The organism is Hymenobacter sp. CRA2 (assembly GCF_002007105.1).
Lineage (GTDB): Bacteria > Bacteroidota > Bacteroidia > Cytophagales > Hymenobacteraceae > Solirubrum.
Map to the genome: position 1 here is coordinate 664,959 of NZ_MVBC01000001.1, position 25,037 is coordinate 689,995.

At 63.7% G+C, this 25,037-nt stretch carries 21 protein-coding genes; 9 read left to right on the forward strand and 12 right to left on the reverse strand.

What is annotated here, in order from left to right; all coding sequences use genetic code 11:
• Nucleotides 1–94: 94 nt before the first annotated feature.
• The 4 genes from gltX (at nucleotide 95) to B0919_RS02705 (ending at nucleotide 4,959) form a co-directional block, all read left to right on the forward strand.
• Nucleotides 95–1,651: a glutamate--tRNA ligase gene (gltX, locus tag B0919_RS02690; RefSeq protein ID WP_078010645.1), complete on the forward strand. Its 1,557-nt coding sequence runs from the start codon at nucleotides 95–97 to the stop codon at nucleotides 1,649–1,651.
• Between the two features lie 215 nt (nucleotides 1,652–1,866).
• Complete coding sequence (locus B0919_RS02695; RefSeq protein WP_139361854.1) at nucleotides 1,867–3,567, forward strand: SBBP repeat-containing protein; 1,701 nt, start codon at nucleotides 1,867–1,869, stop codon at nucleotides 3,565–3,567.
• Between the two features lie 117 nt (nucleotides 3,568–3,684).
• Entirely contained in the window at nucleotides 3,685–4,056 is a 372-nt protein-coding gene (locus tag B0919_RS25105) for a hypothetical protein (protein ID WP_078010647.1), read from the forward strand.
• A gap of 120 nt (nucleotides 4,057–4,176) precedes the next feature.
• Nucleotides 4,177–4,959 (forward strand): TIGR00266 family protein, encoded by a 783-nt coding sequence (locus B0919_RS02705; protein WP_078010648.1) that lies wholly within the window; start codon nucleotides 4,177–4,179, stop codon nucleotides 4,957–4,959.
• A 75-nt stretch (nucleotides 4,960–5,034) separates the two neighbouring features.
• Here B0919_RS02705 and B0919_RS25110 read toward each other — a convergent pair whose 3' ends face one another.
• The 4 genes from B0919_RS25110 to lptB all read right to left on the reverse strand — a co-directional run bounded on the left by B0919_RS25110 (nucleotide 5,035) and on the right by lptB (nucleotide 8,340).
• Nucleotides 5,035–5,181 (reverse strand): hypothetical protein, encoded by a 147-nt coding sequence (locus B0919_RS25110; protein ID WP_176132819.1) that lies wholly within the window; start codon nucleotides 5,179–5,181, stop codon nucleotides 5,035–5,037.
• Between the two features lie 180 nt (nucleotides 5,182–5,361).
• A complete protein-coding gene (locus tag B0919_RS02710) occupies nucleotides 5,362–5,829 on the reverse strand; it encodes a toxin-antitoxin system YwqK family antitoxin (RefSeq protein WP_139361855.1) in 468 nt (155 codons plus the stop codon).
• A 63-nt stretch (nucleotides 5,830–5,892) separates the two neighbouring features.
• Nucleotides 5,893–7,380, reverse strand: coding sequence for a GH3 auxin-responsive promoter family protein (locus tag B0919_RS02715; RefSeq protein ID WP_078010650.1), 1,488 nt, complete (start codon nucleotides 7,378–7,380; stop codon nucleotides 5,893–5,895).
• A 228-nt stretch (nucleotides 7,381–7,608) separates the two neighbouring features.
• Nucleotides 7,609–8,340, reverse strand: coding sequence for an LPS export ABC transporter ATP-binding protein (gene lptB / locus B0919_RS02720; protein ID WP_078010651.1), 732 nt, complete (start codon nucleotides 8,338–8,340; stop codon nucleotides 7,609–7,611).
• A 107-nt stretch (nucleotides 8,341–8,447) separates the two neighbouring features.
• On the opposite strand from lptB, the gene B0919_RS02725 reads away from it, so the two are divergent.
• Entirely contained in the window at nucleotides 8,448–8,969 is a 522-nt protein-coding gene (locus B0919_RS02725; protein WP_176132820.1) for a hypothetical protein, read from the forward strand.
• Nucleotides 8,970–9,043: 74 nt separating this feature from the next.
• Here B0919_RS02725 and B0919_RS02730 read toward each other — a convergent pair whose 3' ends face one another.
• Nucleotides 9,044–10,912: a PDZ domain-containing protein gene (locus B0919_RS02730; RefSeq protein ID WP_078010653.1), complete on the reverse strand. Its 1,869-nt coding sequence runs from the start codon at nucleotides 10,910–10,912 to the stop codon at nucleotides 9,044–9,046.
• A gap of 188 nt (nucleotides 10,913–11,100) precedes the next feature.
• The gene (locus B0919_RS02735) at nucleotides 11,101–11,937 is read right to left on the reverse strand and encodes an AraC family transcriptional regulator (RefSeq protein WP_078010654.1); all 837 of its coding nucleotides are present in this window, start codon (nucleotides 11,935–11,937) and stop codon (nucleotides 11,101–11,103) included.
• Between the two features lie 130 nt (nucleotides 11,938–12,067).
• Between B0919_RS02735 and B0919_RS24545 the strand changes: the two genes are divergently transcribed.
• The 4 genes from B0919_RS24545 to B0919_RS02755 all read left to right on the forward strand — a co-directional run bounded on the left by B0919_RS24545 (nucleotide 12,068) and on the right by B0919_RS02755 (nucleotide 16,556).
• Nucleotides 12,068–13,381 (forward strand): TolC family protein, encoded by a 1,314-nt coding sequence (locus B0919_RS24545; protein ID WP_176132821.1) that lies wholly within the window; start codon nucleotides 12,068–12,070, stop codon nucleotides 13,379–13,381.
• A gap of 15 nt (nucleotides 13,382–13,396) precedes the next feature.
• Nucleotides 13,397–14,452 carry an HlyD family secretion protein gene (locus tag B0919_RS02745; protein WP_078010655.1) on the forward strand — a complete coding sequence of 352 codons (1,056 nt, stop codon included), beginning with the start codon at nucleotides 13,397–13,399 and terminating at the stop codon, nucleotides 14,450–14,452.
• A 10-nt stretch (nucleotides 14,453–14,462) separates the two neighbouring features.
• Nucleotides 14,463–16,043 (forward strand): MFS transporter, encoded by a 1,581-nt coding sequence (locus B0919_RS02750; RefSeq protein ID WP_078010656.1) that lies wholly within the window; start codon nucleotides 14,463–14,465, stop codon nucleotides 16,041–16,043.
• A gap of 93 nt (nucleotides 16,044–16,136) precedes the next feature.
• On the forward strand, nucleotides 16,137–16,556 hold the full coding sequence (locus tag B0919_RS02755; RefSeq protein WP_078010657.1) for a DoxX family protein: 420 nt from the start codon (nucleotides 16,137–16,139) through the stop codon (nucleotides 16,554–16,556).
• Nucleotides 16,557–16,701: 145 nt separating this feature from the next.
• Here B0919_RS02755 and recJ read toward each other — a convergent pair whose 3' ends face one another.
• The 6 genes from recJ to B0919_RS02785 all read right to left on the reverse strand — a co-directional run bounded on the left by recJ (nucleotide 16,702) and on the right by B0919_RS02785 (nucleotide 25,029).
• Entirely contained in the window at nucleotides 16,702–18,429 is a 1,728-nt protein-coding gene (gene recJ / locus B0919_RS02760) for a single-stranded-DNA-specific exonuclease RecJ (RefSeq protein ID WP_078010658.1), read from the reverse strand.
• Between the two features lie 237 nt (nucleotides 18,430–18,666).
• Entirely contained in the window at nucleotides 18,667–20,565 is a 1,899-nt protein-coding gene (locus tag B0919_RS02765) for a tetratricopeptide repeat protein (protein ID WP_254846454.1), read from the reverse strand.
• A gap of 124 nt (nucleotides 20,566–20,689) precedes the next feature.
• Nucleotides 20,690–22,798 carry a peptidylprolyl isomerase gene (locus B0919_RS02770; RefSeq protein ID WP_078010659.1) on the reverse strand — a complete coding sequence of 703 codons (2,109 nt, stop codon included), beginning with the start codon at nucleotides 22,796–22,798 and terminating at the stop codon, nucleotides 20,690–20,692.
• 82 nt (nucleotides 22,799–22,880) lie between these two features.
• On the reverse strand, nucleotides 22,881–23,135 hold the full coding sequence (locus tag B0919_RS02775) for a hypothetical protein (RefSeq protein WP_078010660.1): 255 nt from the start codon (nucleotides 23,133–23,135) through the stop codon (nucleotides 22,881–22,883).
• 6 nt (nucleotides 23,136–23,141) lie between these two features.
• Nucleotides 23,142–23,720, reverse strand: a complete 579-nt coding sequence (lptC, locus tag B0919_RS02780; RefSeq protein ID WP_254846455.1) for an LPS export ABC transporter periplasmic protein LptC — start codon at nucleotides 23,718–23,720, stop codon at nucleotides 23,142–23,144.
• A complete protein-coding gene (locus tag B0919_RS02785; protein ID WP_139361858.1) occupies nucleotides 23,713–25,029 on the reverse strand; it encodes a hypothetical protein in 1,317 nt (438 codons plus the stop codon). The genes lptC and B0919_RS02785 overlap by 8 nt, the downstream gene beginning before the upstream one ends.
• Between the last annotated feature and the right edge of the window lie 8 nt (nucleotides 25,030–25,037).

The window sequence follows — 25,037 nt, forward strand, 5'->3', positions numbered from 1 at the left end:
AACTTCTTAACGCTTAAACTCCTTAACCCTTTCCCTACCTTTGCGCCGCGTTTTGGCCCCGGCAATTAGGCGGGGCCGGAAATTGTCGTTTCGTATGGAAAGAGAAGTTCGGGTGCGTTTTGCGCCCAGCCCCACCGGGCCGCTGCACATCGGCGGCGTGCGCACCGCGCTGTATAACTACCTGCTGGCCCGCAAACTGGGCGGCAAGATGCTGCTGCGCATCGAGGACACCGACCAGAACCGCTTCGTACCCGGCGCCGAGCAGTACATCATGGACTCGCTGCGCTGGTGCGGCATCGTCATCGACGAAGGCCCCGAGCAGGGCGGCCCGCACGCGCCCTACCGGCAGAGCGAGCGGAAGCCCATGTACATGCAGTATGCCCAGCAGCTCATCGACAGCGGCGCGGCCTACTACGCCTTCGATACGCCTGAGGAGCTGGATGCCATGCGCGCCCGCCTGACGGCCGCCAAAGTGCCCAACCCGCAGTACAACAGCATCACGCGCACGCAGATGCGCAACTCGCTGACGCTGCCCGAGGAGGAAGTAAAGCAGCTGCTGGAAAGCGGCGCGCCCTACGTCATCCGCCTGAAGGTGCCGCGCAAGGAAGAAGTGCGCTTCAACGACCTGATCCGCGGCTGGGTGGTGGTGCACTCCTCCTCCATCGACGACAAGGTGCTGATGAAGTCGGACGGCATGCCGACCTACCACCTGGCCAACATCGTGGACGACCACCTGATGGAAATCACCCACGTGATTCGCGGTGAAGAGTGGCTGCCCTCGGCCCCGCTGCACGTGCTGCTGTACCGCTACCTGGGCTGGGAAGACACCATGCCGCAGTTTGCCCACCTGCCCCTGCTGCTCAAGCCCGACGGCACCGGCAAGCTCTCGAAGCGCGACGGCGATAAGCTGGGCTTCCCGGTCTTCCCGCTGGAGTTTCATGGCAAAGACAGCGAAACCGGCGAGCCGACGGTGAGCAGCGGCTACCGCGAATCGGGCTACCTGCCCGAGGCCTTTATCAACTTTCTGGCTTTCCTGGGCTGGAACCCCGGCACCACGCAGGAAATCTTCTCCATGCCCGAGCTGATTGAGGCCTTCTCGATTGAGCGCGTGAGCAAGTCGCCGGCGCGGTTCGACCAAAACAAAGTGCGCTGGTACAACGAGCAATACCTGCGCGCCAAGCCCGACAGCGAGCTGGCCCAGTACCTCACCGACGCGCTGCAGCAGCAAGGCATCAGCGCCGAGCTGCCGGCCGAGAAGGCCGAGCAGATTGCCGGCCTGGTGAAGGAGCGCGCCACCTTCCCGGCCGATCTGGCCCGCGAAGCCCGCCTGTTTTTCGAGCGGCCCACCAGCTACGACGAGCAGATCATCAGCAAGAAGTGGAACGCGCAGGTAGCCGACGCCCTGGCGACCTTCGCCCAGGAGCTGCCGACTGCGGCTGATACCACGCCCGACGGCATCAAGGCGCTGCTGACGCAGGTGCTGGAGAGCAAGGGCATCAAAATCGGGCAGGTGCTGCAGGCCCTGCGCGTAGCCGTGACGGGTGCCGGCGCCGGCCCCGATCTGATGCACATCATGCACATTCTCGGGCCGCAGGAAACGGCGGAGCGTATTCAGGCGGCCGTGTCGGCCCTGACGCGGCAAGCAAGCTAGAACTGCGGTACTTACCGCCTGATTAGTAGCAAGTGCCGCTTCGCGTAACTGCGGAGCGGCACTTTGTTTTTTTATATCTTGGTCCGGATTAATTACCACCCGCCTGCGGAGCTTGCCGTACAAAGCCAACGCGTGGGTGCTGGCCCTATTGCCCTACTGGCCAGCCGCTTGTCTCCCCGGATTCTTCAGTCGTTCTACCTTATTCCCAGCTTTCAATGAAACACTTGTTACGCTCTTGGGGTGGCCTGCTCGGCGCGCTGCTCATGACCGGCAGCGCTACCGGGCAAACCTTTACGGCCGCACGGCTTCAGCCCAGCACCCGCAGCATTGCGGTAGACGCCGCCGGCAACAGCTACGTGGCCGGGCGCATCCTGCGTCCCACCCAGTTTGGAAATATTACCCTTATCCCCGCTTCCAGCACCAATAGCGGCGTCGGCCAGGATGTGTTCGTGGCCAAGCTGGACCGGCAGGGCAACTACCTCTGGGCTGTGCGCGCTGGCGGCAACAGCGACGACGAAGCCACAACGCTGGCTCTCGACCAGAGCGGGCACGTGTACCTAGGTGGTATCTTCCGGGGTACGGCGCGTTTTGGCGACACCAACATTACGGCCCCGCCCAACGGCTCCGCCCCGGGCATCGACGTGTTTGTGGCCCGCCTCGACGCCAGCACGGGTGACTGGCAGTGGGCCGTGCAAGCCGGTGGAGCGCCTGCCGCAGCTCCCAACGGCATCGGCGTGGATGCCAGCGGCAACGTATACCTGGGCGGTTATTTTGAGGCTCCTACGGTCAAATTTGGCGCTACAGTGCTCGATAATCCGCCGGTCAGCAACCCGCCTTACTACACCAACTCGCGCGACGGGTACGTAGCCAAGCTCAGCCCTACCGGCGCCTGGCTGTGGGCTGTGCAGGCGGGCGGCAACGGCTCCAACTTTGCCGAGCACCGCGACATGGCCGTGGATGCGGCGGGCAATTGTTACCTCACCGGCACGTTTCAGGGGCAAGTCGGCTTCGGTGCTACTACCCTGACCAGCGCCCCGAGCTACAACACCGGCTACGTAGCCAAGCTCAGCCCCGCTGGTACCTGGCTCTGGGCTTCTACGGCTGGCTCCACCGCTTTTCCCAACCGGACAATGCCCACCAGCATTGCCATCGACGCCAGCGGTAATGCCTGCATTACAGGCGAAATGTCGGGCTCCGAAGCCACATTCGGCACCACCACGCTTCCGCTTACCCCTGCGTTCAACGCCCTGTCCCACCTGTTTGTGGCCAAAATTAACGCCGCGGGTACGTGGCTCTGGGCGGCACACACGCCCAACAGCAACCGCGACTATGGCAACGACGTGGCTATGGATGCGGCCGGCAACGTCTACGTAACGGGCGGATTCCTGAATCAGACCTCCTTTGGCACCACCACGCTTACCAGCACCCCCACGGGCGCTATCAGCCCCGCCGACGATGCCTTCGTGGCCAAGCTGAACAACAGCGGCACTTTCCAGTGGGCTGTTCGGGCCGGTGGCAATGGCGACGATGCCGGCATGGGCCTTGCCGCCGACAACCAAGGCATCCTTTACGTAACTGGCGGTGCCTCCTCTTCCGCCGCCGATTTCGGCAGTACCACTCTGCCCGGCTCTACAACCGTTGGAGGCTTTTGGGCGCGCTTGGCCGATGTCGCGCTGGCAGCCCAACCCGCGCAGCCGCACCCTGAATTTGGGATTTATCCGAACCCTGCCCATACCTCCGTCACCGTCACCGGGCTGCCCAGTCAGCACCCGCTTACCCTGCACGACGCCCGGGGGCGTCTGGTAGGCAACTTAGCAGTACCGGCTACCGGGAAGCTGGCCCTGCCGGCTGGCCTGCCCGCCGGACTTTACCTGCTGCGTGTCGGCGCGGCTACTCGCTCGCTGGTGGTCGAATAGGCGGGCGCAAATCCGGGCATCCGTAACCCCGAATGCCGCGTATCTAGCAGCTACGCGACGGCCCAATGCCTTTACCGCCGGGCTCCCCGTTGCCAGACCCCTCAGGCGCGACGCACCATGGCTAAGAAACCCGTTAAAAAGAAGCAGCAGGACCCGGAAAAGAAGCCCCGGGTGCACAAAGAGCTGGAAGGCTTTGAAATCAAGGTGAACCCCTTGGGCGAAATCACCTCCACCTACAGCATCGAGCAGATCAACGAATTCCTGAACCGGCACGTGCGCGACAAAAAGCTGGTGAACCGCGACGGACAGTTCGGGGAGAAAACAGCCGAGGAGCCCCTGGAAACCGACGAGGACTTCCCGCTGGAGGAAGGTGCCGCCGAGGAGCCGGAGGAATCCGACGAAGACTTCATGCGGCGCAGCTCGCGCGAGGCCAAGCGCCCCAAGAAAGCCGACGACGAGTCGCTGCCTGCGCCCGACGCCGAGGAGTAACTTCCCGAACGATTTATCTGAGCCGCCGGCCGGGTTTTTCTGCACGCAGGAAAGCTCGGCCGGCGGTGTTTTACTACCAGCTTCGCTATACTTGCCAGCGGTATTAACCCGCTTCCTCCCATGCAGTCACACGACGTCGATTACCGCATTTACGGCCACGATATTCAGGTCCTGGAAATAGAGCTGGACCCCGGCGAAACCGTTATTGCCGAGGCCGGCACGATGGTGTACATGGAAGAAGCCATTGCCTGGGACACGCGAATGGGCGACGGCTCGGCGCCCGACCAAGGCTTCTTCGGCAAGCTGATGCAGGCCGGTTCCCGGCTGATTACCGGCGAATCGCTCTTTATGACGCACTTCACCCACGGCGGCCGCCACGGCAAGGCCCGCGTGGGTTTCTCCGCCCCCTACCCCGGCACCATCATGCCGCTGGATCTGCGCACGCTGCCCCAGGGCCTCATCGTGCAGAAGGACGGCTTTCTGGCGGCGGCGCGCGGCACCAAGCTCGCCATTCACTTCAACCAGCGGCTGGGCTCGGGCTTTTTTGGGGGCGAAGGCTTCATCCTGCAGAAGCTGACCGGCGACGGCAAGGCCTTTATCCACGCCGGCGGTACCGTCATCGAGCGGCAGCTCAACAACGAGGTGCTGCGCGTCGATACCGGCTGCGTGGTGGCCTTCGAACCGGGCATTGACTTCAGCGTGGCGCGAGCCGGTAACCTCAAATCGATGATTTTCGGCGGCGAGGGGCTGCTGCTGGCCACGCTGCGCGGCACGGGCCGGGTGTGGCTGCAATCCATGCCAGTGAAAAAGCTCATTCAGGCGCTGATGCCGAACGGGGCCAATGCCCGCAAGGAAAGCGGCGGGGTACTCGGCAACCTCGTCGGCGGCATCCTCGACGAGTAGCACTTTTGCTCACACGCACGACGCGGCCCTACTTCGATAGTGAAGCGGGGCCGCGTCGTGCGTATGTGGGGGTAATTAATTGAGGTAGGCCGTGTCGGCGGCGGTGCTTACCGGGTCTTCGCCGCCCAGCTGGGAGGCAATGACGCCGATGCTGACGAGCAGCACCAAGACCAGAAAACCCAGCACACCCAGTACCGAACGGGTGCTCAGCAGTTGCTCCAACCTGGAGCGGGAACGACGTGGCCGCTTTTTACGCCGCGAAACGTACGGCTTGGCAGCAGCTTCAGAAACAGTAAAAGTGGGCAATGGGCGGTAGGTAAGGAGGGACAACAATAGGCTAATATATAATTATTAAGATAATTAATCCAATAACCTTGCTGGTATATTTCCGTAGTCTGCCGCTCACTTATTACTGCGTAGTGGCTTGGGTGCGGTAGTTCCGCGGGCCGCGCGCCAACCGTTTTGGTATAACTCCCAGCCATTTTCCCGGCCCGTGGTGTCGTACAGGCGCCAGGTGCCGTACCAGTAGAAATGCATAGTGTCGGGCAGCACCTCAATGCGCGCCTGTCCTTGGCTGGCCAGCTTCCCGTTGGGGTGGAAGTAGCGCAGGCGCATCTCCCCGTGGCGGTGGTAACGCTCCGTGTGCTCCAGGGAACCATCATAGCGGTAGTAGCGCCAGTAGCCCACGGGACGGTCGTGCCGGTAATGCCCGCGCGTGCCCACGTGGGTATCGGCCGCATCCAGGTACGTACGCCATGGCCCCCGTCGCTCGTTGTGTACCAAGCGGTTGCGAGACCAAAATCCTACCGGGCCGCGCTGCACGGAGCAGCCGGTTATCAGTAACAACACTGCCAGAAATAGCCAACGCATACCTCAATAGACTAGATTGAGGCGTTAAACTAAATATTTAGTTTAACTTTTGGGCAGCTATTTTCAGCTCAGCAGCTCGTCAAGCAGTTCGCGCGAATTGCTGAGTCGAGGCACCTTATGCTGGCCACCGAGCTTGCCTTTGCGGGCCAGCCACTGCTCAAACGTGCCCGCTGTGGCTACCGTCAGCACGGGCGGCTGCAGGGCAATGTCGCGGTAGCGCTTGGCGTCGTAGTCGGAGTTAAGCGCGCGCAGGGTTTCGTCGAGCACCTGCACGAAGCGGTTTTGGTCGTCGGGAGCCTGCGCAAACTCGATCAGCCACTGGTGCCCGCCGCGTGACTCACGGCCGCTGCCGAAGTAAATCGGCGCGGCGGTGTAGTCGCGTACCAGGGCCCCGGTAGCGGTGGCGGCAGCAGCTACGGCGGCTTCGGCGTTTTCCACCACCACTTCTTCCCCGAAGGCGTTCAGGAAATGCTTGGTGCGGCCGGCAATGCGGATGCGGTAGGGCGCCAGCGAAGTAAAGCGCACCGTGTCGCCGATCTGGTAGCGCCACAGGCCGGCGTTGGTGCTGATAACTAAGGCGTAGCTCGGGCCGATTTCTACTTCTTCCAGCGTGAGGGTGCGCGGGTATTCCTTGCCCACTTCTTCGGCAGGCAGGAATTCGTAGTAGATGCCGTGGTCGAGCAGCAGCAGCAGGTCCTGCGAGTCTGGCTGGTCCTGAAACGCCAGGTAGCCTTCCGAGGCGTTGTAGATTTCGAGGTAGCGCATCCGCTCATCGGGGATGAGCTGCCGGAACAGCTCGCGGTAGGGCCCGAAGGCCACCGCCCCGTGCATAAACAGGCGCAGGTTCGGCCACACTTCCGTGATGGGTGCCCCCCCGGCCAGCTCCGACACGCGCCGCAGCAGCACGATCATCCAGGTGGGTACACCGGCGAGGCAGGACACATTTTCGGTGAGCACCTGCCGGGCCATACGCTCCAGTTTTTCCTCCCACTCGCCCAGCAGGGCCACGTCCAACGAGGGCGTACGCCGCGACTCGGCCCAGGCCGGCAGGTTCTGCATAATCACGGCCGAGACGTCGCCGATGTGGGAGGCCGGGTCATCGGGGCGGAAGGTATTCGGGCCGAGCGTGCCGCCCAGGGCCAGCGTTTTGCCGCGCAGCACCCCGGCATCGGGGTACAGCGTCTGGGCCACGGCCACCATGTCGCGGCCGGCGCGGTAATGGCAGTCTTCCAACGATTGTGCCGTGACGGGAATGTACTTGCTGCGGGCGTTGGTGGTGCCGCTGCTCTTGGCAAACCACTGCACGCGGCCGGGCCAGAGCACGTCATCCTCCCCGCGCAGCACCCGCTCGATCCACGGGTACAGCTGCTCGTAGCTGCTCACCGGCACGCGCTGCGTGAGTTCCCGGGCCGAAAGGCCGTCGGCGTACCCGTGTTGGCGGCCCCAGTCGGTGTGGCGGGCGCTGTGCACCAGGTGCTCCAGCAGCTCGGCCTGCACGGCGTGGGGCTCGGTGCGGATGCGCTCCAGCCGGGCCAGGCGCGGCTTGACCATCCAGGTGAGCAACGTGTCAACAATCACGGATATTCGGGCGGGTGTTGGAGGTGATTCGGATCAGGAGGGCGGCCAGAACGGAAAGATAGGCCACGGCGCGCCGCATCCCCATACGGCTACCGCGGGCCCAAGGCTACATTGCCGGGCCCGGACCATCACCAGGCCCGGCAGGCACCCGATACCGGCTCCGAAAAACCAGCCAATAAGGCTACTGCGGCGCCCGGCCGGCTAAATTTTGCGCTTCAGCTCGAAGTGCTTGCCCAGATACACGCGGCGCACCATTTCGTCGGCGGCCAGCTCTTCGGCGGTGCCAGCCTTGAGAAGCTTGCCCTCGAAGAGCAGGTAGGCGCGGTCGACGATGCTGAGCGTCTCGTTCACGTTGTGGTCGGTGATGAGGATGCCGATGTTTTTGTGCTTGAGCTTGGCCACGATGCCCTGGATTTCCTCCACGGCAATGGGGTCGACGCCGGCGAAGGGCTCGTCGAGAAGCACAAACTTGGGGTCGACGGCCAGAGCGCGCGCAATTTCGGTGCGCCGCCGCTCCCCGCCCGACAATACCCGCCCGAGGTTTTTGCGCACGTGCGTGAGGCTGAACTCGTTGAGCAGCTCCTCCACTTTGTCGTGCTGGGCTTTCTTGGGCAGCGTGGTCATCTCCAGCACCGAGAGGATGTTCTCCTCCACCGTCAGGTCGCGGAACACGGAGGCTTCCTGGGCCAGGTAGCCGATGCCGCGGCGGGCGCGCTGGTAAATGGGCAGCGTGGTGATGTCCTCGTCGTCGAGGAAGATGCGGCCCTCGTTGGGCTTGACCATGCCCACCGTCATGTAGAACGAGGTGGTTTTGCCCGCACCATTGGGCCCGAGCAGGCCCACGATTTCGCCCTGCTCCACGTGCAGGGACATGTCGTTGACGACGGTGCGTTGCTTGTATTTCTTGACGAGGTGTTCGGCGCGCAGAATCATGCTGGTAACAAAGGTAAGACCTCGGCGGGGATGAGGCCGGGCGCGGGGGCCCTGGGGACTTGGCAACGTATTTGCGCTGCGGGCGGCTTCACCCTAACGCATTATTTATGCACTTGATTACTCGTTACGGCTTGGTACTTGCCACGTGTCTGCTCCCGCTGCTGGCCCCGGCCCAGGTTATTACCGATGCTACCCGCGCCGCTGCCGCCCGCGATTCAGTGCTGCACCAGGCTACTGCTATCCGCCAGAACCTGGAAAGCCACACCTCATCCTTTCGGATGCAAGCCCGGCGGCTGGGTACCCGCCGCACCATCACCCGGGGCTACGCAGCCCTCAGCCAAGCCTCCAACACGTCTATGGGCGAAGGCCGCCTCAGCAAGCGGGTGCTGCTGTGGAAGCAGACGGTCGTACACCGCCGCGGGGGCAGCACCGTCGAAACGTTTCGCGGCTTCAGCAACAGGCAGCCGGTGCTGTGGGAAACCCGGCACAACGGGCGTGTAACATACCAGCGGCTACTCCAGCTCAAAGGCAACACCCCGACTTCTAATAAGGGAGGGTACGGGGTGCTGAATGGCAGCTACGTGCACTGGAACCGGGAGCAATTTATCCTCCCCGCCCCCAGCATTTAACGACGCTGGTAAAAAGCAGCACCCCGCCGGTGTTTCCTCGTGCAGAGGCCTCGGCGGGGTGCTGCTTTTTTGCTTTAGCCCTTCGTGTTCAGCAATTGCTGACGCAGGGCCTGCTGGGCCGGCGTGGCCGCAGCACTGGGCTTGAGGTAGTAGCGGATTTCCACTTCGTACTCGCGCGGCACGGCCTTGGCCTCGGTGGTGGTGGTGCCGCGGCGCACCGTCAGGCGCACGGGCGTTTTGGCATCGGGCTCTTCCACCAGAGGGCGCAGCTGCCGCTCGGCGTTTTGCAGCGTCACCGGCTGGCCATCCACGGCCACGATGACGTCGCCGTTCTGCAGCCCGAAGGCGTTGGTTTGCGGTGTCACTTCGGCGGCCTGGAATTCCTGCTTTTTCTCATCGTAGCGGAAGCCCAGCTGGCCGAAAGCCAGCACCTTGGCCGGGGCGCGGTCGGCGTAGTTCCAGCCGATTTTGCTCAGGTACTCGGCCAGCGGCAGCGGCTCGGTGCCCACCACGTAGCGGTCGAAAAACTGCTGCACGTCGGGGTGCGTGAGGGCTACCACCTCCGGGATGAGCTGCGCGTCCTCGAAGGAGCGCGAGGGGCCGTACTTATCACGCAGCGCCAGCATCACGTCGCGCAGGGTCTTTTTGCCGCTGGTCAGCTCCTGAATGCGGATGTCGAGCAGCAGGCCGATGAGGGCGCCCTTCTTGTACACGTTCTCGTACATCTTGTCGTAGGGCGACTCCAGGATGCGGCGGCTCATTTCGGTGAACGACACGCCGGCCGGGTACTTGTCGGCGTCGCGGATTTTCTCCTGCATCGTTTCGCGGAACTGCTCCTCGGTGGTGAGGCCAGCGCGCACCTGCACCAGGTGGGCGAAGTACTCCGTCACACCTTCGTACAGCCACAGGTGCTGCGACATTTTCGGGTCGCGGAAGTCAAACTCGCCGATTTCGCGAGAGTGGATGTTGAGCGGGGCCAGCATGTGCAGAAACTCATGCGAGGCCACCTCGCGCACCATGTCGTTGAGGGCCGCCGTGTCGTCGCGCTCGGGCAAGAAGTACACCGAGGAATACGAGTGTTCCATGGCCCCAAAGCCGCCGGTTTTGCGGTTGATGACGGTCGAAGTCTGGAAGTCGGGGAAGTACATCAGGAACTCGTAGCGCGGCACCGGCATCTTGCCGAAAAACTGGCCCAGCGCCTCGGCCATCGGCCGCATGGTTTCGGCGACCTGCCGGGCCTTTACCTTACCCATTTCCGATACTACGGCCACGCCGATGCGGGCGCCGCCGGCCACGAAGCTGGTGGTATCGGGCTTGCTGTAGAGAATAGGGCCATCGGCCAGGCTCACGTAGCTATCGGCGGTGAAGGTGTCCTCCGTGCTCGTACGGCGGGCGGGCAACCCGGTAGCGGCGTACAACTCGGGGGCGTGCTGCACTTTCACCTCGTAGGGCAGCATTTTGTAGCCTTCGAGGTAGCCGTAGAGGCCGTAGTGGTTCAGCACAAAATTCGGGTGGGCCGTGCCCCCATCGAAGTTGGTCCCGCCGGGCTGAAATATGTAGCTATCATCCTGCTTGGCGTCCCAGGTGTCGTCCACGCTGTACTCCAGCCGGGCCAGCTTTTTAGCCTTGTCGATGACGAACAGATTGTCGCCTTCGCGCTTCACTTTCAGCTTCTTGCCCTTGTCGTCGTAGGCCACGAAGTCCTGCACGAAGCGGCCGTAATCCTTTTTCGAGTAGGAGCCCGGCACCACGCTCGGCATCACGTACGTCACCTGGTCTTCGCGCACCGGTGGGGTATTGACGACGATGCGCAGCTGATCGGAACTGGCGGCGGGCTGGGTAGCCACGTTGATGCGGTAAGCGCCGGCCGGAGCAGCCGTCTGGGCCTGGGCGGTGAGGGTGAATAGCGCGCCGACTGCGGCGCCGAATAGCGGGTGTCTCATCGAAAACAGCAATGAAAAAATATGCTAACGGCGAAGGTAGCCTTCAGCGTGCTACCCACGCGGAAAAGCCGCGCGAACTGCCAGCGGGACTCCTGGGCCTGATACCGGACAACGGTATGTCCGGGCGCGGACATACCGTTGTCCGGGCGCGGACATCCTGTTGTCCGGGTATAAACCGGCGCAGGGGCTCAGCGCCGCTGCATGTGGCGGCTCTGCTTGCGCTCCTGCGGGATGAAGTCGGTGGGGCGGCGGCTGGTGAGCTGGTAGAAAGTGTTGCTGAAGGCCGAGAGGCTGTTGTAGCCCACGGCGTAGGCTATTTCGCTGATGCTCATCTTGGTTTGGAGCAGCATTTCCATGGCCGCTACCACGCGCCGCAGCTTCAGGTACTGCACGAAGGTCAGGCTCATGGTCTGCTGAAACAGCCGCGAGAGGTTGCGGGTGCTGAAGCCGAACTGCCGCGCCACCCCGGGCAGGCTCAGCGGCTCGGCCAGGTGCTGAAACAGGTAGGTGAGCACCGGGCGCAGGCGCGGGTCGTCGGTGGTGGGTAGCACGATGGGCAGCGGGTGGCGGCTGATTTCGGGCAGCACCAGCTTCAAGGACTTCAGAAAGAGAAACTTGTCCTCATCATTGGGGCCGATGTGGCCGTCCCACCGCTCGGTGTAAATGAGCATTTCGTAGAGCAGCGTGGTGACGGGGTAGATGCCCAACCGGCTGAAAAACGGGTGGCTCAGGTCGTCGTGGGTATCGGCGAAGCAGAGGTTGTGCAGCAGCCCGCGCGGCGTGCGCACCTGGATGAAGTGGTCGAGCCGGGGTGGAATCCAGACGTAGTGCCGGGCCGGCAGGAAGTAGGTCTTGTCGGTGGTGTTCAGGAAGGCCAGCCCCTCCTCTACGTACAGCAGCTGCCCCTTTTGGTGGTGGTGCAGGGGGTAGTTGTGCTCGGTGCGCTCGTGCTGCACGAACATGGTTTCGGGCCGGCTGTCGATGTCGGCGTTCTGCTGCAGGAAGGCTTCGGGGGAGGCGGGCATGGGCCGTATACGTTGGCTGAATCGAGCAAATCTATGGCAGATTATAAAAAGCCTATGCTTTGGGGGTAGGGTACCTTTGCGTCGTCAAAAAACACCAACGATGAACTACCGTAGTTGGGCTTGCCGCGGTTTGGTAAGCCTCTTACTGTTTGCCACTTACCCCCTATCCGCCCAGACGCCGCCTACCGCTCAGCCACTCACGCTGCAGCAGGCCTGGCAACAGGCCGAAGTCCACAACCACGACATCGAGCTGCAACGCCGGCAGGTGGGCATCAGCGAGGAGCTGGTGCAGGACCGCGCTGCCCAGCGCCTGCCCAAGGTGGAAGCTGGCGGCGAATACGCTTACCTGGCCGGCCTTTACGCCTTCGAGCCCAACGCCGGCCTGCACCACGGCGAGGCCGTGCCGGTGCCGCCGGGCCCGCACGCCTACAACGTGCACCTCGACGCCTCGCTGAACCTGTACAGCGGCGGCCGGGTGAAAAAGCAGATCGAGGAGCAGCACCTCTCGGCCGAAGTCGAGACCGAGCGGCTGCACCTCACGCAGAACGACGTGCGCCTGCGCGTGGCCCTGGCCTACCTCGACCTGCAGCGCAACCTGGCCAACCAGCAGCTGGCCGACAACTCCATCCGGGAGTCGGAGAAGCGGCTGCGGCAGATCCAGGCGCTGTTTCGGCGCGGCGTGGTGCTGCGCAGCGACGTGCTGCGCGCCGAGCTGCAGCACTCCCGGCAGCAGCTTTTGCTCACCGAAATCAAGAACAACATCACCTTGGCCAACCAGCGCCTGAACCTGCTGCTGGGCGCGCCCGAGGAGCAGCTGAACCAGCCCGCGCCGGAAATTTTGCCCACGGGCGGCCCCGCCGTGCCCACCGATTACGCAGCCTCCGCCGCCCAGGCCCAGCAGGCCCCCGAGCTGAAGATTGCCGGGCTGCAAACCAAAATCAGCGAAAACAAGCTGGAGCAGACCGAGGCGGCCAAGAAACCGCACGTCGGGGCATTCGCCGAGTACGGCTACACCTACCCCAACCGGCTGGTCTTCCCCAACGTGGCCCAGATATACAGCATCGGACAGGTGGGCGTGCGCGTGGGTTACGACCTCTCGGCGCACTACATCGACCGCCACGCCGAGAAAGCCGCCGCCCTCACCGTGCAGCGGCAGCAAGTAGCCGAGCAGGCCGCCCTGGACCGCAAGAAGGAGGAAGTCAACACGGCTTACGTGCGCTACCAGGAAACGCAGGAACGCATTCGCGTGGCCGAGCAGAGCATCCGGCAGGCCGCGGAAAACTACCGCATCGTCAATAGCACCTACTTCAACCAGCTGGCCCTGCTCACCGACCTGCTCGACGCCGACAACCAGCTGCTGCAGGCACGCATCGACCTGGTGACGGCCCAAACGCAGGCCGCCGCCCACTACTATCAGCTACAAAAGGCCCTGGGCCAGCTGTAACCGCCTTATCCCGACATGAAACCGAAGAATACCGAGGTGCGGGCCGACCGCATCATCACCCGTTTTACCACCTGGATTGCCGGCCTGCTGCTGCTGGGCCTCATTGGCTGGGGCAGCACTCTGGGCTGGCGCCTGCTGCAGTACGAAGAAACCAACGACGCGCAGGTGGAAGAGTACATCAACCCCATCAACGCCAAGGTCGGCGGCTTTATCCGGCAGGTGCGCTACCGCGAAAACCAGGCCGTGCACGCCGGCGACACGCTGGTCGTGCTCGACAACCGCGACTACCTGGTGCCGGTGGCCGAGGCCGAAGCCGCCCTGGCCAATGCCCAGGCGCAGCTGCAAGTGCTGGGCTCGAACGTGCAGACCTCGGAGCGCAGCTCCCAGGTCTGCCAGGCCCAGATCGGGGCCGCCCGGGCCCGCCTGGCCCAGCAGCAGCAGGAGTACGAGCGGTACCACCAGCTGCTCGCCGACGAGGCCGTGACGGCCCAGCAGTTTGAGCGCGTGCAAACGGCCCTGGCCGTGGCCCGCTCCGAGTACGAAGCGCTGCAGAACGGCTACGCCTCATCCTTGTCGAAGGTGAGCGAAGTGCAAAGCCAGCGGCCGGTGCTGCTGGCCGAAGTGAAGCGCCGCCAGGCCATGCTGCAGAAAGCCCGCCTCGACCTCTCCTACACGGTGGTGACGGCGCCCTACAGCGGCAAAATGGGCCGCCTGAGCATTCAGGAAGGCCAGCTGGTGCAGCCTGGCGCGCCCCTGGCGTACATCGTGAATGAGGAAGCCGGCAAGTGGGTGACGGCCAACTTCAAGGAAACCCAGCTGCGCCACATGCACGTGGGCCAGCCGGTGAGCATCGAAACCGACGCCTACCCCGGCCAGCAGTTTCACGGCCGCATCGAGTCCCTGGCGCCGGCCACCGGGGCGCGCTTTGCCCTGCTCCCGCCCGACAACGCCACCGGCAACTTCATCAAGGTCACGCAGCGCATTCCAGTCCGCATTCAGCTCACCGACGCAGCCCCGCTGACGGCCCGGCTGGCGGCGGGCATGAACGCGCTGGTTACCGTCGCCAAGTAAGCCCGCTGGCATGGACGCTTCGCAATCCGTCTTTAAGTCCTGGGCGCCGGAGTGGCTGGTGCGCACGGCGTTGTTTGCGGCCCTGCTGCCCTCGGTGGCGCTGCTGGGCCTCTACATGGGCAGCCCCGCCGACGCGGCCGGCTACTACGGCATCGAGCCGGCCGACGTGCAGTTCTCGGTGCTGGTGTACTACGCCGGGCTGGCGGCTTTCTTCCCCCTCGACCCGCGCTTCTCCAGCTACTTCGCCCCGCGGCAGTATTTCCTCGTCTGCCTGCTGCTGCTCATCGGCAGCGTGTGGCTCTGCACCTTCGTGCACCAGCTGCCCCTGTTCCTATTCATCCGCTTCTGTCAGGGCCTGGTGGCCGGGGCCATCGGCAGCCCCTGCCTCACGCTCATCTTCGCCCGCCTCGATTCGGCGCGGGCACGGGCCATGGGCTACACGGTGTTCTACGGCATCTTCCTCGCGGCCGGGCCGCTGACCACGGCGTTGTCGGGGCTGGCGCTGGAGCACTTCAACTTCCAGATGCTCTACAGCCTGTACATGCTGCTGGAGCTGCCGGGCGGCCTGCTGCTGGTGCTGCTGCTCAACAACGTGCGGCTGAAAAAGCGCGTGCCGCTCTACCAACTCGACTGGCCCAGCTTCGTGCTGCTGGCTCTGGCCCTGGAACTCCTCGCCTACTGCGCCGCCTACGGGCAGCAGCTGTACTGGCTGCAGGATACCGGCATCGGGCTGGCCGTGCTCGGGGCCGGGGTGTTCGGCGGGCTGTTTGTGCTGCGGCAGCGGCACCAGAAGCGGCCCTACATCAACCTCAGCGTATTCCGCTACCGCAACTTCCGCCTGGGCCTGGGGGTGTTCTTCGTGTTCTACCTCTGCCGCGGCACCAGCAGCATTGCCACCAGCTACTTCGTGACGGTGCTGCGCCTGGATGCGGCCCACTTGGCCCTGCTGCAGCTGGCTACGCTGCTGGGCCTGGTGCTGGCCATGAGCCTGGCGGTGCGCTTCGTGCTGGTGGGCACGCCCATGCGCCGCATCTGGCTCACGGGCTTCGGTCTGCTGCTGCTCTACCACGGCTGGATGTACTTCCTTTTCGGTCCCGGCCAGAGCGTGGAGGCGTTCTTCGTCCCGATGTTTGTGCAGGGCCTGGGCACCGGCGCGCTCATGGTCCCGATTACCGTCTTTACCCTCTCGTCGCTGCCGGCCAACATCAGCGTGTCGGGCTCATTTATGGCCGTCATCACCCGTTTTCTGGCCTTTAGCACGTCCATGGCGCTGGTCAGCTTCTTCCAGCTGCTGTGGCGCGCCGACAACCAGAACCGCTTCGCCCAGGAAGCCACTGCCACCAACGGCCTGCTCACCACACGCCTGCAGGGCTACCAGCAGACCTTGCAAGGCAAAGGGCTGGCGCTGGAAACGGCTCAGCACGCGGCCGTCAAGCTGCTGGCCGGCGCCACGGAGGTACAGGCGCAGCTGCGCTACGCCATGAGCTATTACGGCATGGTCAGCGTGGCACTGATGGGCCTGCTGGTACTGCTATTGCTCATGCCTCACCTGCGCCAGGGCATGTTGTCGTTCCGGCAGCGGCCCCTGTAACGGCGGCCTCGCCAGCATGGTGGCTGCTGCCAGCCGGACCAACATTGCCACCGACTACGCGTAGCAGGAGCACCAACCAACCTCGCTCCTGCTATGGCTTACCCCGATACCTCTTCTCCCCTGGCCGGCTGGGCGCCGCGGATGCTCAGCGTGCTGCGCATCGTCGCCGGTTTTCTGTTCATGCTGCACGGCGCGCAGAAGCTGTTCAACTTTCCGCCCGGCGACAACGGCGGCACCGTGGAGCTGCTGTCCCTGATGGGCTTTGCGGGCATCCTAGAGTTTGCCGGCGGCCTGCTGATTCTCTTCGGTCTGGTTACGCGCCCCGTGGCCTTCCTGCTGGCCGGCGAAATGGCCGTGGCCTACTTCATGGCCCACTTTCCCAAGGGTCCGCTGCCCGTGCAGAACGGCGGCGACCATACCGTGCTCTTCTGCTTTATCTTCCTTTACCTGTCGGTAGCCGGCCCCGGCCCCTGGAGCCTCGACGCCTGGCGGCAACGGGCCATCCGCAGGTAGCCTGACTTAGCGCAGCCTTCGCCATCTGTTTGCCCTGCGGCCTACGACAACGGGCCTACGACTTTGACGTCGTAGGCCCGTTGTATTTTAAGCCAACCTGCTGGTTAACAACCCATATCTACGGATCAAGGCAACCCGAAAAGTATTACTGGTTTTCCCAGCCGATGTCTTTCAGCCGCAATTGCAGGGACTTTTGCCCGCGCCACTCGTTCACGTCCACATTATAGCACACGCTGAAGGGCTGGCCCTTGGCAATGCGCGCAAAATGCTCGGCCAGCCCGAAGCCGATGGCCTCGATGGGGCTGGAATCCTCCTGCATGAGGGTGAGCTTGAGGTGGGAGTTGCCCACGATTTTGGCCGAGCCCGGCACCGCGTACACCTGCTCCGACACGAACACGGGGCTGCTGTTGCCCGGGCCGAAGGGCTCCATCTGCCGCAGCAGGTTGAAGAAGCTCCACGTCACCTCGCGCAGGCGCAGTGGCAGGTCAATGTCGACGGGCGGAATCATCTGCTCGTCGGTGAGGCGGGAGGACACCACGGCTTCGAAGCGGCGGCGGAACTCGGGCACGTTTTCCAGCGGCAGCGTCAGGCCCGCAGCGTACATGTGCCCGCCGAACTGATCCAGCAGATCGGAGCACTCCAGAATGGCCTGGTGCACGTCGAAGCCCACCACCGAGCGGGCCGAGCCGGTGGCCTTGCCGTTGGATTCGGTCAGAATGACAGTGGGCCGGTAGTACTTATCGAGGCAGCGCGAGGCCACGATGCCGATGACGCCCTTGTGCCAGTCCTGCTTGAAGAGCACCGTGGAGCGGGAGTTACGCAGCAGCTCATCCGTCTCGATCATCTGCAGCGCCTCTTCCGTGATGCGCGTATCGAAGCCGCGGCGCTCGGTGTTGGTCTGATCCACCACCGAGGCGGTGGCCAAAGCCTGCTCGGCGGTTTCGCTCAGCAGCATGGCCACCGAGCGTTTGGCGTCGCCGAGGCGGCCGGCGGCGTTAATGCGCGGCGCGAAGCCGAACACCAGGCTGCTCACCGTCAGCGGCCCCTCGCGCAGGCCAGCCAGCTGCCGCAGCGCGTACAGGCCCGGCCGCGTCTCAATGGCTGGGTCGTTCAGGCGCTTCAGGCCGTGGTACATCAGCAGGCGGTTTTCGCCGGTGATGGGCACGATATCCGCTGCGATGCTGACGGCCAGCAGGTCCATCAGCTCCAGCAGCGGCTCCTCATCAAAGCCCTGGCTCTGGCACAGTGCCTGCATCAGCTTGAAGCCCACGCCGCAGCCCGACAGCTCCTTGTAGGGGTACGGGCAGTCGGGGCGCTTGGGGTCGAGCACAGCCACGGCCGGCGGCAGCTCGTCACCGGGCAAGTGGTGGTCACACACGATGAAGTCCACGCCCTGCTCCACGGCGTAGGTGATTTTGTCCACGGACTTCACGCCGCAGTCCAGCGCCACGATGAGCTTGAAGCCGTTTTTGGCCGCCCAGTCGATGCCCTGCGTGGAAATGCCGTAACCTTCCACGTAGCGGTCCGGGATGTAATAATCGATGCGGGCCGGGCCGAAGAGCGTGCGCAGGTAGGAGTACACCAGCGCCACGGAGGTGGTGCCGTCCACGTCGTAGTCGCCGTACACCAGCACTTTTTCCTCGTGAAAAAGGGCGTTGGTGAGGCGCTGCACGGCCTTGTCCATGTCGCGCATGAGCATGGGGTCGGGCAGCTCCGTCAGGTCGGGACGGAAGTAGGATTTGGCCGCGTCGAAGGTGCAGATACCGCGCTGGCACAGCAGGCTGATAATGGCTTCGTTGACGCGCAGGGCTTCCGAGAGGTGCCGGACCTGGGCGGGGTCAGGCGCGGGCTTGCGAATCCAACGTTTCAGCATGGTGGGGCGGGCAGTATCTTCAAAAGTAAGAAGAAAACCGCGTGATTCCACCCCTTGCCGGCCTGCCCGCAGGCCAAAGGCCGTAACTTTACCGGCGCACCACGCCCTTCGCCCATGCAGCGCCTCCGCGACTTTTACCGCCGCTACCGGCAGTACATCCTCTCCGACGGGCTGATGTACCTGGTGTTTATCGTGGCGCTGGCGCTGATGTTCATCTTCTTCAGCTAACGGCCCGGCTTAGATGGCTTCGCCGCGCAGCCGGCGCACCCGCTTGCGGGCCTCCGCCGCGTAAATGCTGCCCGAGTACTTGGTGAGCAGGCGGGTGTAGAGCTCCTGGGCCTTCACCTTGTCTTTGCGGTTCTGCTCCTCGATTTCGGCCGTCAGGAACAGCGCGTCATCGGAGAGGATATCGTACTTCGGGTTTTCGGTGATGCGCGCCAGCGTCTGCACGGCGCCGGCGTAGTCGCCGGTGCGGCGCTGCAACTGGCCCTTCAGGAACCAAGTTTCGTCGGTGAGGGCGTGGCCAGGGTACTTGGTGAGCAGCTGGTCTAGCGCCTGCATGGCCTGCGGCAGCTTGTTCTGAAACACCAGTAGCTCGGCCGCGGCGTAGTCCTTCAGGGCCACGCCGGCCGTGTCCATGGCCGTGTTGTCGCCGATGAGCAGGCTGAGCTGCATGGCGTCGTTGGCAATTTCGCGGCTGGTGGCCAGCTTGAGAATATCCAGGTGCGACTGGGCCAGCTTGAAGTCGCCGGCGAAGTAGCTCAGGCGGGCGTTGCGCAGCTTGGCCTCGTAGCCCAGCGGCGTATCCTTGCTAGCCTTTTCCACCTGCGAATACAGCAAGGTAGCCTCCCAGGGCTCGGCGCGCAGCAAGTAAATGTCGCCCAGCGCAATCTTGGCCTCGTTGACGAGCTGGGGCTCGGCGCGAGGCAACTCGATGACTTCCTGCAGCAACTTCATGCCCTTGTCCTTCTCGTCGAGCTGAAAGGCATAGAGCAAAGCCATATTACGCAGCACGTCGGCCGTCTGGGCCGTGCGGCCCATTTCCGTCAGCAGCTGCTGGTACTCGCCCAGCAGGGCACGCAGCTTAGTCTGGTCCACGGGGAAAGTATTGCGCACCTGCTCCTCACGGGCCGCAATCAGCCGTTGCCGGGCTTGCTGGTAGTACTGCCCGCCGCGGTACTCACGGGCAATGTACTCGTAGCCTTCGATGGCCGTTTCGTAGTCCTGATTGCGCTGCGCAATGGCGGCCAGGTCCATGACGCGGCTGCCCTCGGTGCGCTGGCGCCGGTCGAGGGCGCGGGCCTGCACCAAGGCCCCGGCAAAGTCCCGGCGCTGCAGGTACAGCCACAGCAGCAGTTCGCTCCAGGCGGCCTGCTCGGGCTGCTGCTGGGCGCGCGTCAGCAGTAGCTTCTCGAGCGTATCGAAGTCGGCATCGGTCTGCAGGCTGTTCTGCAGCATGTTGCGCACGAAGGGCAATTGCTGCGCGTCTTGGCCAGCCAGGCGCAGCGTTTCGCCCAGCAGAGCTTCCTTCTGCCCGGTGCGGGTATAGAGCTGGATCAGCTGGGGGCTGTACTCCGAGTCGTTCTTGGCCAGCGTACGGCCGCGCAGGTAGGCGCGCTCGGCCCAGCGCGGCAGTTCGCGCTGCTGAAATTCCTGAGCCGCGGGCTGCACCTGCTCCGCCGTCAGGGCCGTTACCACCTTCTCGTACTGCTTGCGCGCCGCCGTGGTGTCGCCAGCCGATGTATACACGCCACCTAGGGCCACGCCGAACGTGGGCTCGGTGGGGTTGCGCTTCACAGCCTTGCGGGCCAGCTTTTCGGCGTCCTTGTACTTCTTCAGCTGCACCAGCGTGCGCAGGTAGTCGGGCAGCACATTAGCGGCCAACTGCACGTCGGAGGGCAAATCGTCGTAAATGGCCTCGGCTTTCAGCCACTCGCCCTTGCGGGCGTACTCGCGCGCTACGCTCACCGGGCCACCCTCCTGCCCCAGTGCCGGGCCCGCCGCTAGCAGCAGCCCCAGGAGGCTAATTCGGCTCTTCTTCCACAACTCAGGCAACAGGTTCATGCGGCTATCGGGGTAAGCGTCGGGCAGACGTAGGCAAGTGTAGGGGCAGAACACCGCCGGGCGGCGTTTCATTCACGCCGGCAGCAACGGTGGTGCTCAGCCAAGGACTGTAACCCGCTGCCGGCGTTGCGCCAAAAGCAAAGGGCCGTATCCGGTGAAAGATACGGCCCTTTGGCTCTTGCGGTAATGCGGCAGCTTAGAAGAACTTCACACGCTCGTCCTTCACGTCAGCCTGCTTGCGCACGGCCTCGTAAATGGCGCCCGACGAACGGGACCCGCGCATGTTCTGCAGCTGGGCGCGCACGTTCTTCAGGTCCTGCGAGGGAGCGGTCGGCTCGGTCTTGCTTACCAGCTCCACCACTAGTACGCCCTGTTCGCCCTGAATCGGGGCGGAGCGCTGGCCGTTCTTCAGGCCGAAAGCCGTACCCACGGCCACCGGCTCGTTGCCGAGGCCCGGAATAGCACCCTGACTGAGCACCACGTCGTTGGCGGTGCGCACCTGGGCATTGGCGCCGTAGGCGGCGGCCATCTGCTCCAGCGTCGAACCTTTCAGCTTGGCCATGATCTGCTTGGCCTTTTCCTCGTTGCGCACCACGGCCGATACTTCCGGCTTTACAGCGGCTACGTCGGCCACGCCTTCCTTACGCGTGCCGGTCACCACGGCCACCACGTACTGGTCGTTGATGTTGAACACCTCCGACACGTCGCCCACGTTGGTTTCCTTGTTGAAAGCCCAGCGCACGGCTTCGCGGGCGTTGGGCACGTTGCCCAGGCTCGCGTCGGAAGTACCCACGCCCTTGGCTTCCTGCTTCTGCAGCGACTTGTCGGCGGCCACGGCCTTGCGGAACGATTCCAGGTCGGTGGCTTTGCCTTTCAGCTCCTGAGCGCGCTGGTACGCAGCTTCGTTGGTGGCGTCCGAAGGCGTGATGTTCTTCGTCACGGCCGCTACCTGGTAGGTCTGGCTGGTCTTCGGCGCCGTCACCTTGATGATGTGGTAGCCGAAGGAAGTCTTGGTCAGCGTGGGCAGCAGGCCGGCCGCCGAGGCACCGAACACGGCCTTCTCGAACTCGGGTACCATACGGCCGCTGGTGAACCAGCCCAGGTCGCCGCCCTGCGGGGCGGTGCCGTCGGTGCCGTACTGCTTGGCCATGGCAGCGAAGTCAGCCCCGCCTTTGATTTTGTTCAGGATGTCCTGAGCCTTGGCTTTGGCGGCGGCATCGGCCTCCGGCGTGGCGCCTTCGGGCTTGATCAGAATGTGACTGGCGCGAGCCGCCTGGGCCGTACCAGCTTTGGCACCCGTCACCTTGAAGAGCGAGAAGGTGCCGTTTTCGGCGTACGGGCCGTACACCTGCCCTACCTGCAACGGCGCCTGCTGGCGCAGCTTTTCGGGCAGGTCGGCGGGAGTCAGGTACTGGCCGTTGTAGGGCTGGTCCGAGTTCAGGCGCACGAACAGCGAGTCGTTCGGAGCCGAGCGGAACTGCTGGGCCAGCTGATCCACGGTCTGGCGCACGGCGGCCGAGTCCTCCTTCGAAGGAGTTACGGGCACCACCACGTACTCCAGGTCACGGCCGTCCTGCACCTTATAGCGGGCTTGGTTGCGCTGGATGTACTCCTGCAGCTGCGCGTCCGACACTTTCACGGCCGAATCGGAGATGCTGAAGTAGGGCACGAACAGGTAACGCAGGTTCGCCTTGGCCTGCTGCGCCACGTCAAAGCGCTGGGCCTCGGCGGTGGTCACGTACTCGGAGTTCTTGAGCAGGGCGTAGTACTTGTTGCCGAGGCGGTCCTGGGGCAGGTTCTGCTCGAAGTTGTACCAGGCAGCCTGCTGCTGGGGGGGCATCTTGTCGAGGTTGCGCAGGTATTCGATAACCTTGGCGCGGTCGAACTGGCCGGTCTGCGGGTCGGTGAAGGCCTGCTTGATGGTGGGGTGAATGTTCCGGCCCTGCACCATGTCGGTCAGCTCCTCGTCGGTCACCTTCAGGCCCAGCTTGTCGAACTGCGGCTGGAAGGCGCGCTTGAACACGATTTGGTTCCAGGCCTGGTCGCGGATGCCCTGCAGCTCCTGCTCGCTGGGCTGGCGGCCGTTCTGCGCTGCAAAGCCTTCCTTGGCCTGCTCCACCGCATCGTTGAATTCATCGACGCTGATATCGTCGCCGTTGACTTCGCCCACGGAGTTATCCTGGCGGTTGAACAGGCGGTTATTCCCCCCGATCAGGTCACCGCCCACGATGAAGAGCAACATCCCGACGGCTACCGTGCCAACGGCCCAGCCTGATTTTTCGCGGATGGTGTTGATTAAAGCCATTTAGTTGAAAGTAAGCAGCAAAGAAAACGCAGTAAGTCTCGCAAAATAACCCATTTTGGCCCAACTGACAAAAGCGCCGCGGCTAGCGGCGCTTCTTGGACTTGTTCTGGGGTTTGTTGGCGGGCGGAGTTTTGGCCGGCGCGGCGGGCGCGGCCTTCTCGGGTAGCTTCAGCAGGCGGTACAGCAGCAGGCAGATGCAGGCCAGCATAAACAGCTCGTAGTTGCGCAGAACGCTGTTCCACACGATGCTCTGGTAAATTCCAATTACCATCAGCACCACGGCTACGGAGAAGAGTACCGTGCGGGCCAAATCACGGTCGAAAGCCGGAAACTTCATCGGAAATTATTGCGCGGGTTGCTCGACGGTAAAGACACCCTGGGGCTTCAGGATTTTGTAGCGCGAGAAGTCCTCGTTGGCTTCCAGCCCTTCGCCCGTCAGCACCTCCGTGGGCGTTTCCACGCGCACAAACTTGTCGGTGTAAATGCGGGCGTGCGGCCGGTCGTAGTACAGCTCTTCCGTGCGCATGCCCTGTTGTTTTTCCTCGTTGCGCACGCGCACGTCGCCGCGCACCAGGTAGCGGCTATCGGCGCGCGTGTACTTGCCGTAGTTGCCGCGCAGGGTGTTGACCACCGTCGTGCCGTCCTTGGAGTAGAACGTCATTTCAATGCCCTTGGGAAACAGCAGGTCGCCGTTTTCGAAGTCCTGCTCCAGCTTGGCTTTCAGGCGTACCTGCAGGCGGGCCGAGTCGCTGTACAGGGTCATCACGTTGGTCGTTTCCAGCGTGGGGCCCTTGTACTCGACTTTTTTCGTCGGTGCTTCCTCGGCTTTGTCCTTGCAACCGCTCAGCAGTGCGGCGCTCAGCAGTGCGGCCCCTGCCGCGGTACGCAAACCCATCGAGCCTTTCACGGTGACGCTATTCAATGCGGCGCTTGAGGAACCAACGGTTGTTCAACGACACGCCTATGTTCAGCTTCAGATACGATTCCTTGATGTTGGTTTGATCCACACCACCGAACGTGACCTTGTCGGTGTTGCCGCGCTGCCCGTAGGTAAAGCCCAGGTTCAGCGTGGTGGCATCCAGCGGACTGGCTGTCGGGAACGGGAAGCTGAAGCCCCAGCTCACCGACCGGTCATAGAGCGTTTGCCCGCCGGGGCGGTAGGGCAGTGTGGCCAAGCCCACACCGGCGCGGTAGGCTACGCGCTTGAAGTAGCCATCCACCGCGCTCGGATCGGGCGCTATTTCGCCGCCCACGCCCACGCGCCACGTGTTGTACAGCGGCACGGCGGTGGTACCGGTGGTGCCGAAGTCGCGAAACTTCGACCACTGCTGCGCGGACACGTCGGCGTTCAGGCTCCAGTTCTTGTTGTTGTCGAGGCTGAAACCAGCCTGCCAGCTGCTCGGCAGCGTGGTAGTGCCCGATACCGTGGCCAGTTCTACCGGGCCCGTAGCCAGTACCGATACCCCGTTGGCGTCCTGCTCGTCCTGCTGCTGGCTGCGGGTACCGTCGAGCTTGGTTTCGAAGGAATATACCCCAGCCACATTGGCGTTCAGCTTCTTGCCCAGCGAGTGGCGGTAATGACCGGCTACCCGAAACAGGAAGTCGTTATACTGCACGTGGTCGGTGGTAGCAGCCTGCCGCAACGATTCGGTGGCTTGCAGCTGCGCCGGCACCAGCAGCGCCGTGGTAGAGCGGTCGATGGCCCCGAACACGTACGACGAGGTCAGGCCCACGGTCATTCCTTTGAACAGCCGCACGCCCTGCGACAGGGCTACTTCCGTCAGGCCGCCCGAACCGCTAAACTGGTTGTACACCACGGCCGTAGGGTCGCCCGCTACCGAACCGGTCTGCGTGGACTTGTAGTCCACCGTCGTCAGCGGCCGCAACGAAGCGGCCACGGCCCAGCGGCGGGAAATGGGCACGGCAAACGACAGGTAGCCCAACGAGCCACTGCCCGTGCGCTGCGAGGTCGAGCCATTGCTCAGCGTCTTGACCTGGCCTGTCCCCGCTACTTCGTAGGTCGTGCGGTTGATGTAGTAGATCAGGGCGGGGTTCAGGTCGTTGACCTGCACGGCGTTGGGCGCCGCGAGGCCCACGCCTCCCATCCCCTGCTGGCGGACGCCGCCGGTGTTGGGAGAAAAGTCACCCAGGCCCAGGCGGGAGTAAGGCGAGTTGCCCAATCCCTGCGCCGAAGCAGCGGAAGAAGCTGCCAGAAAGCTCAGTAGAGCCAAGGCGGTCA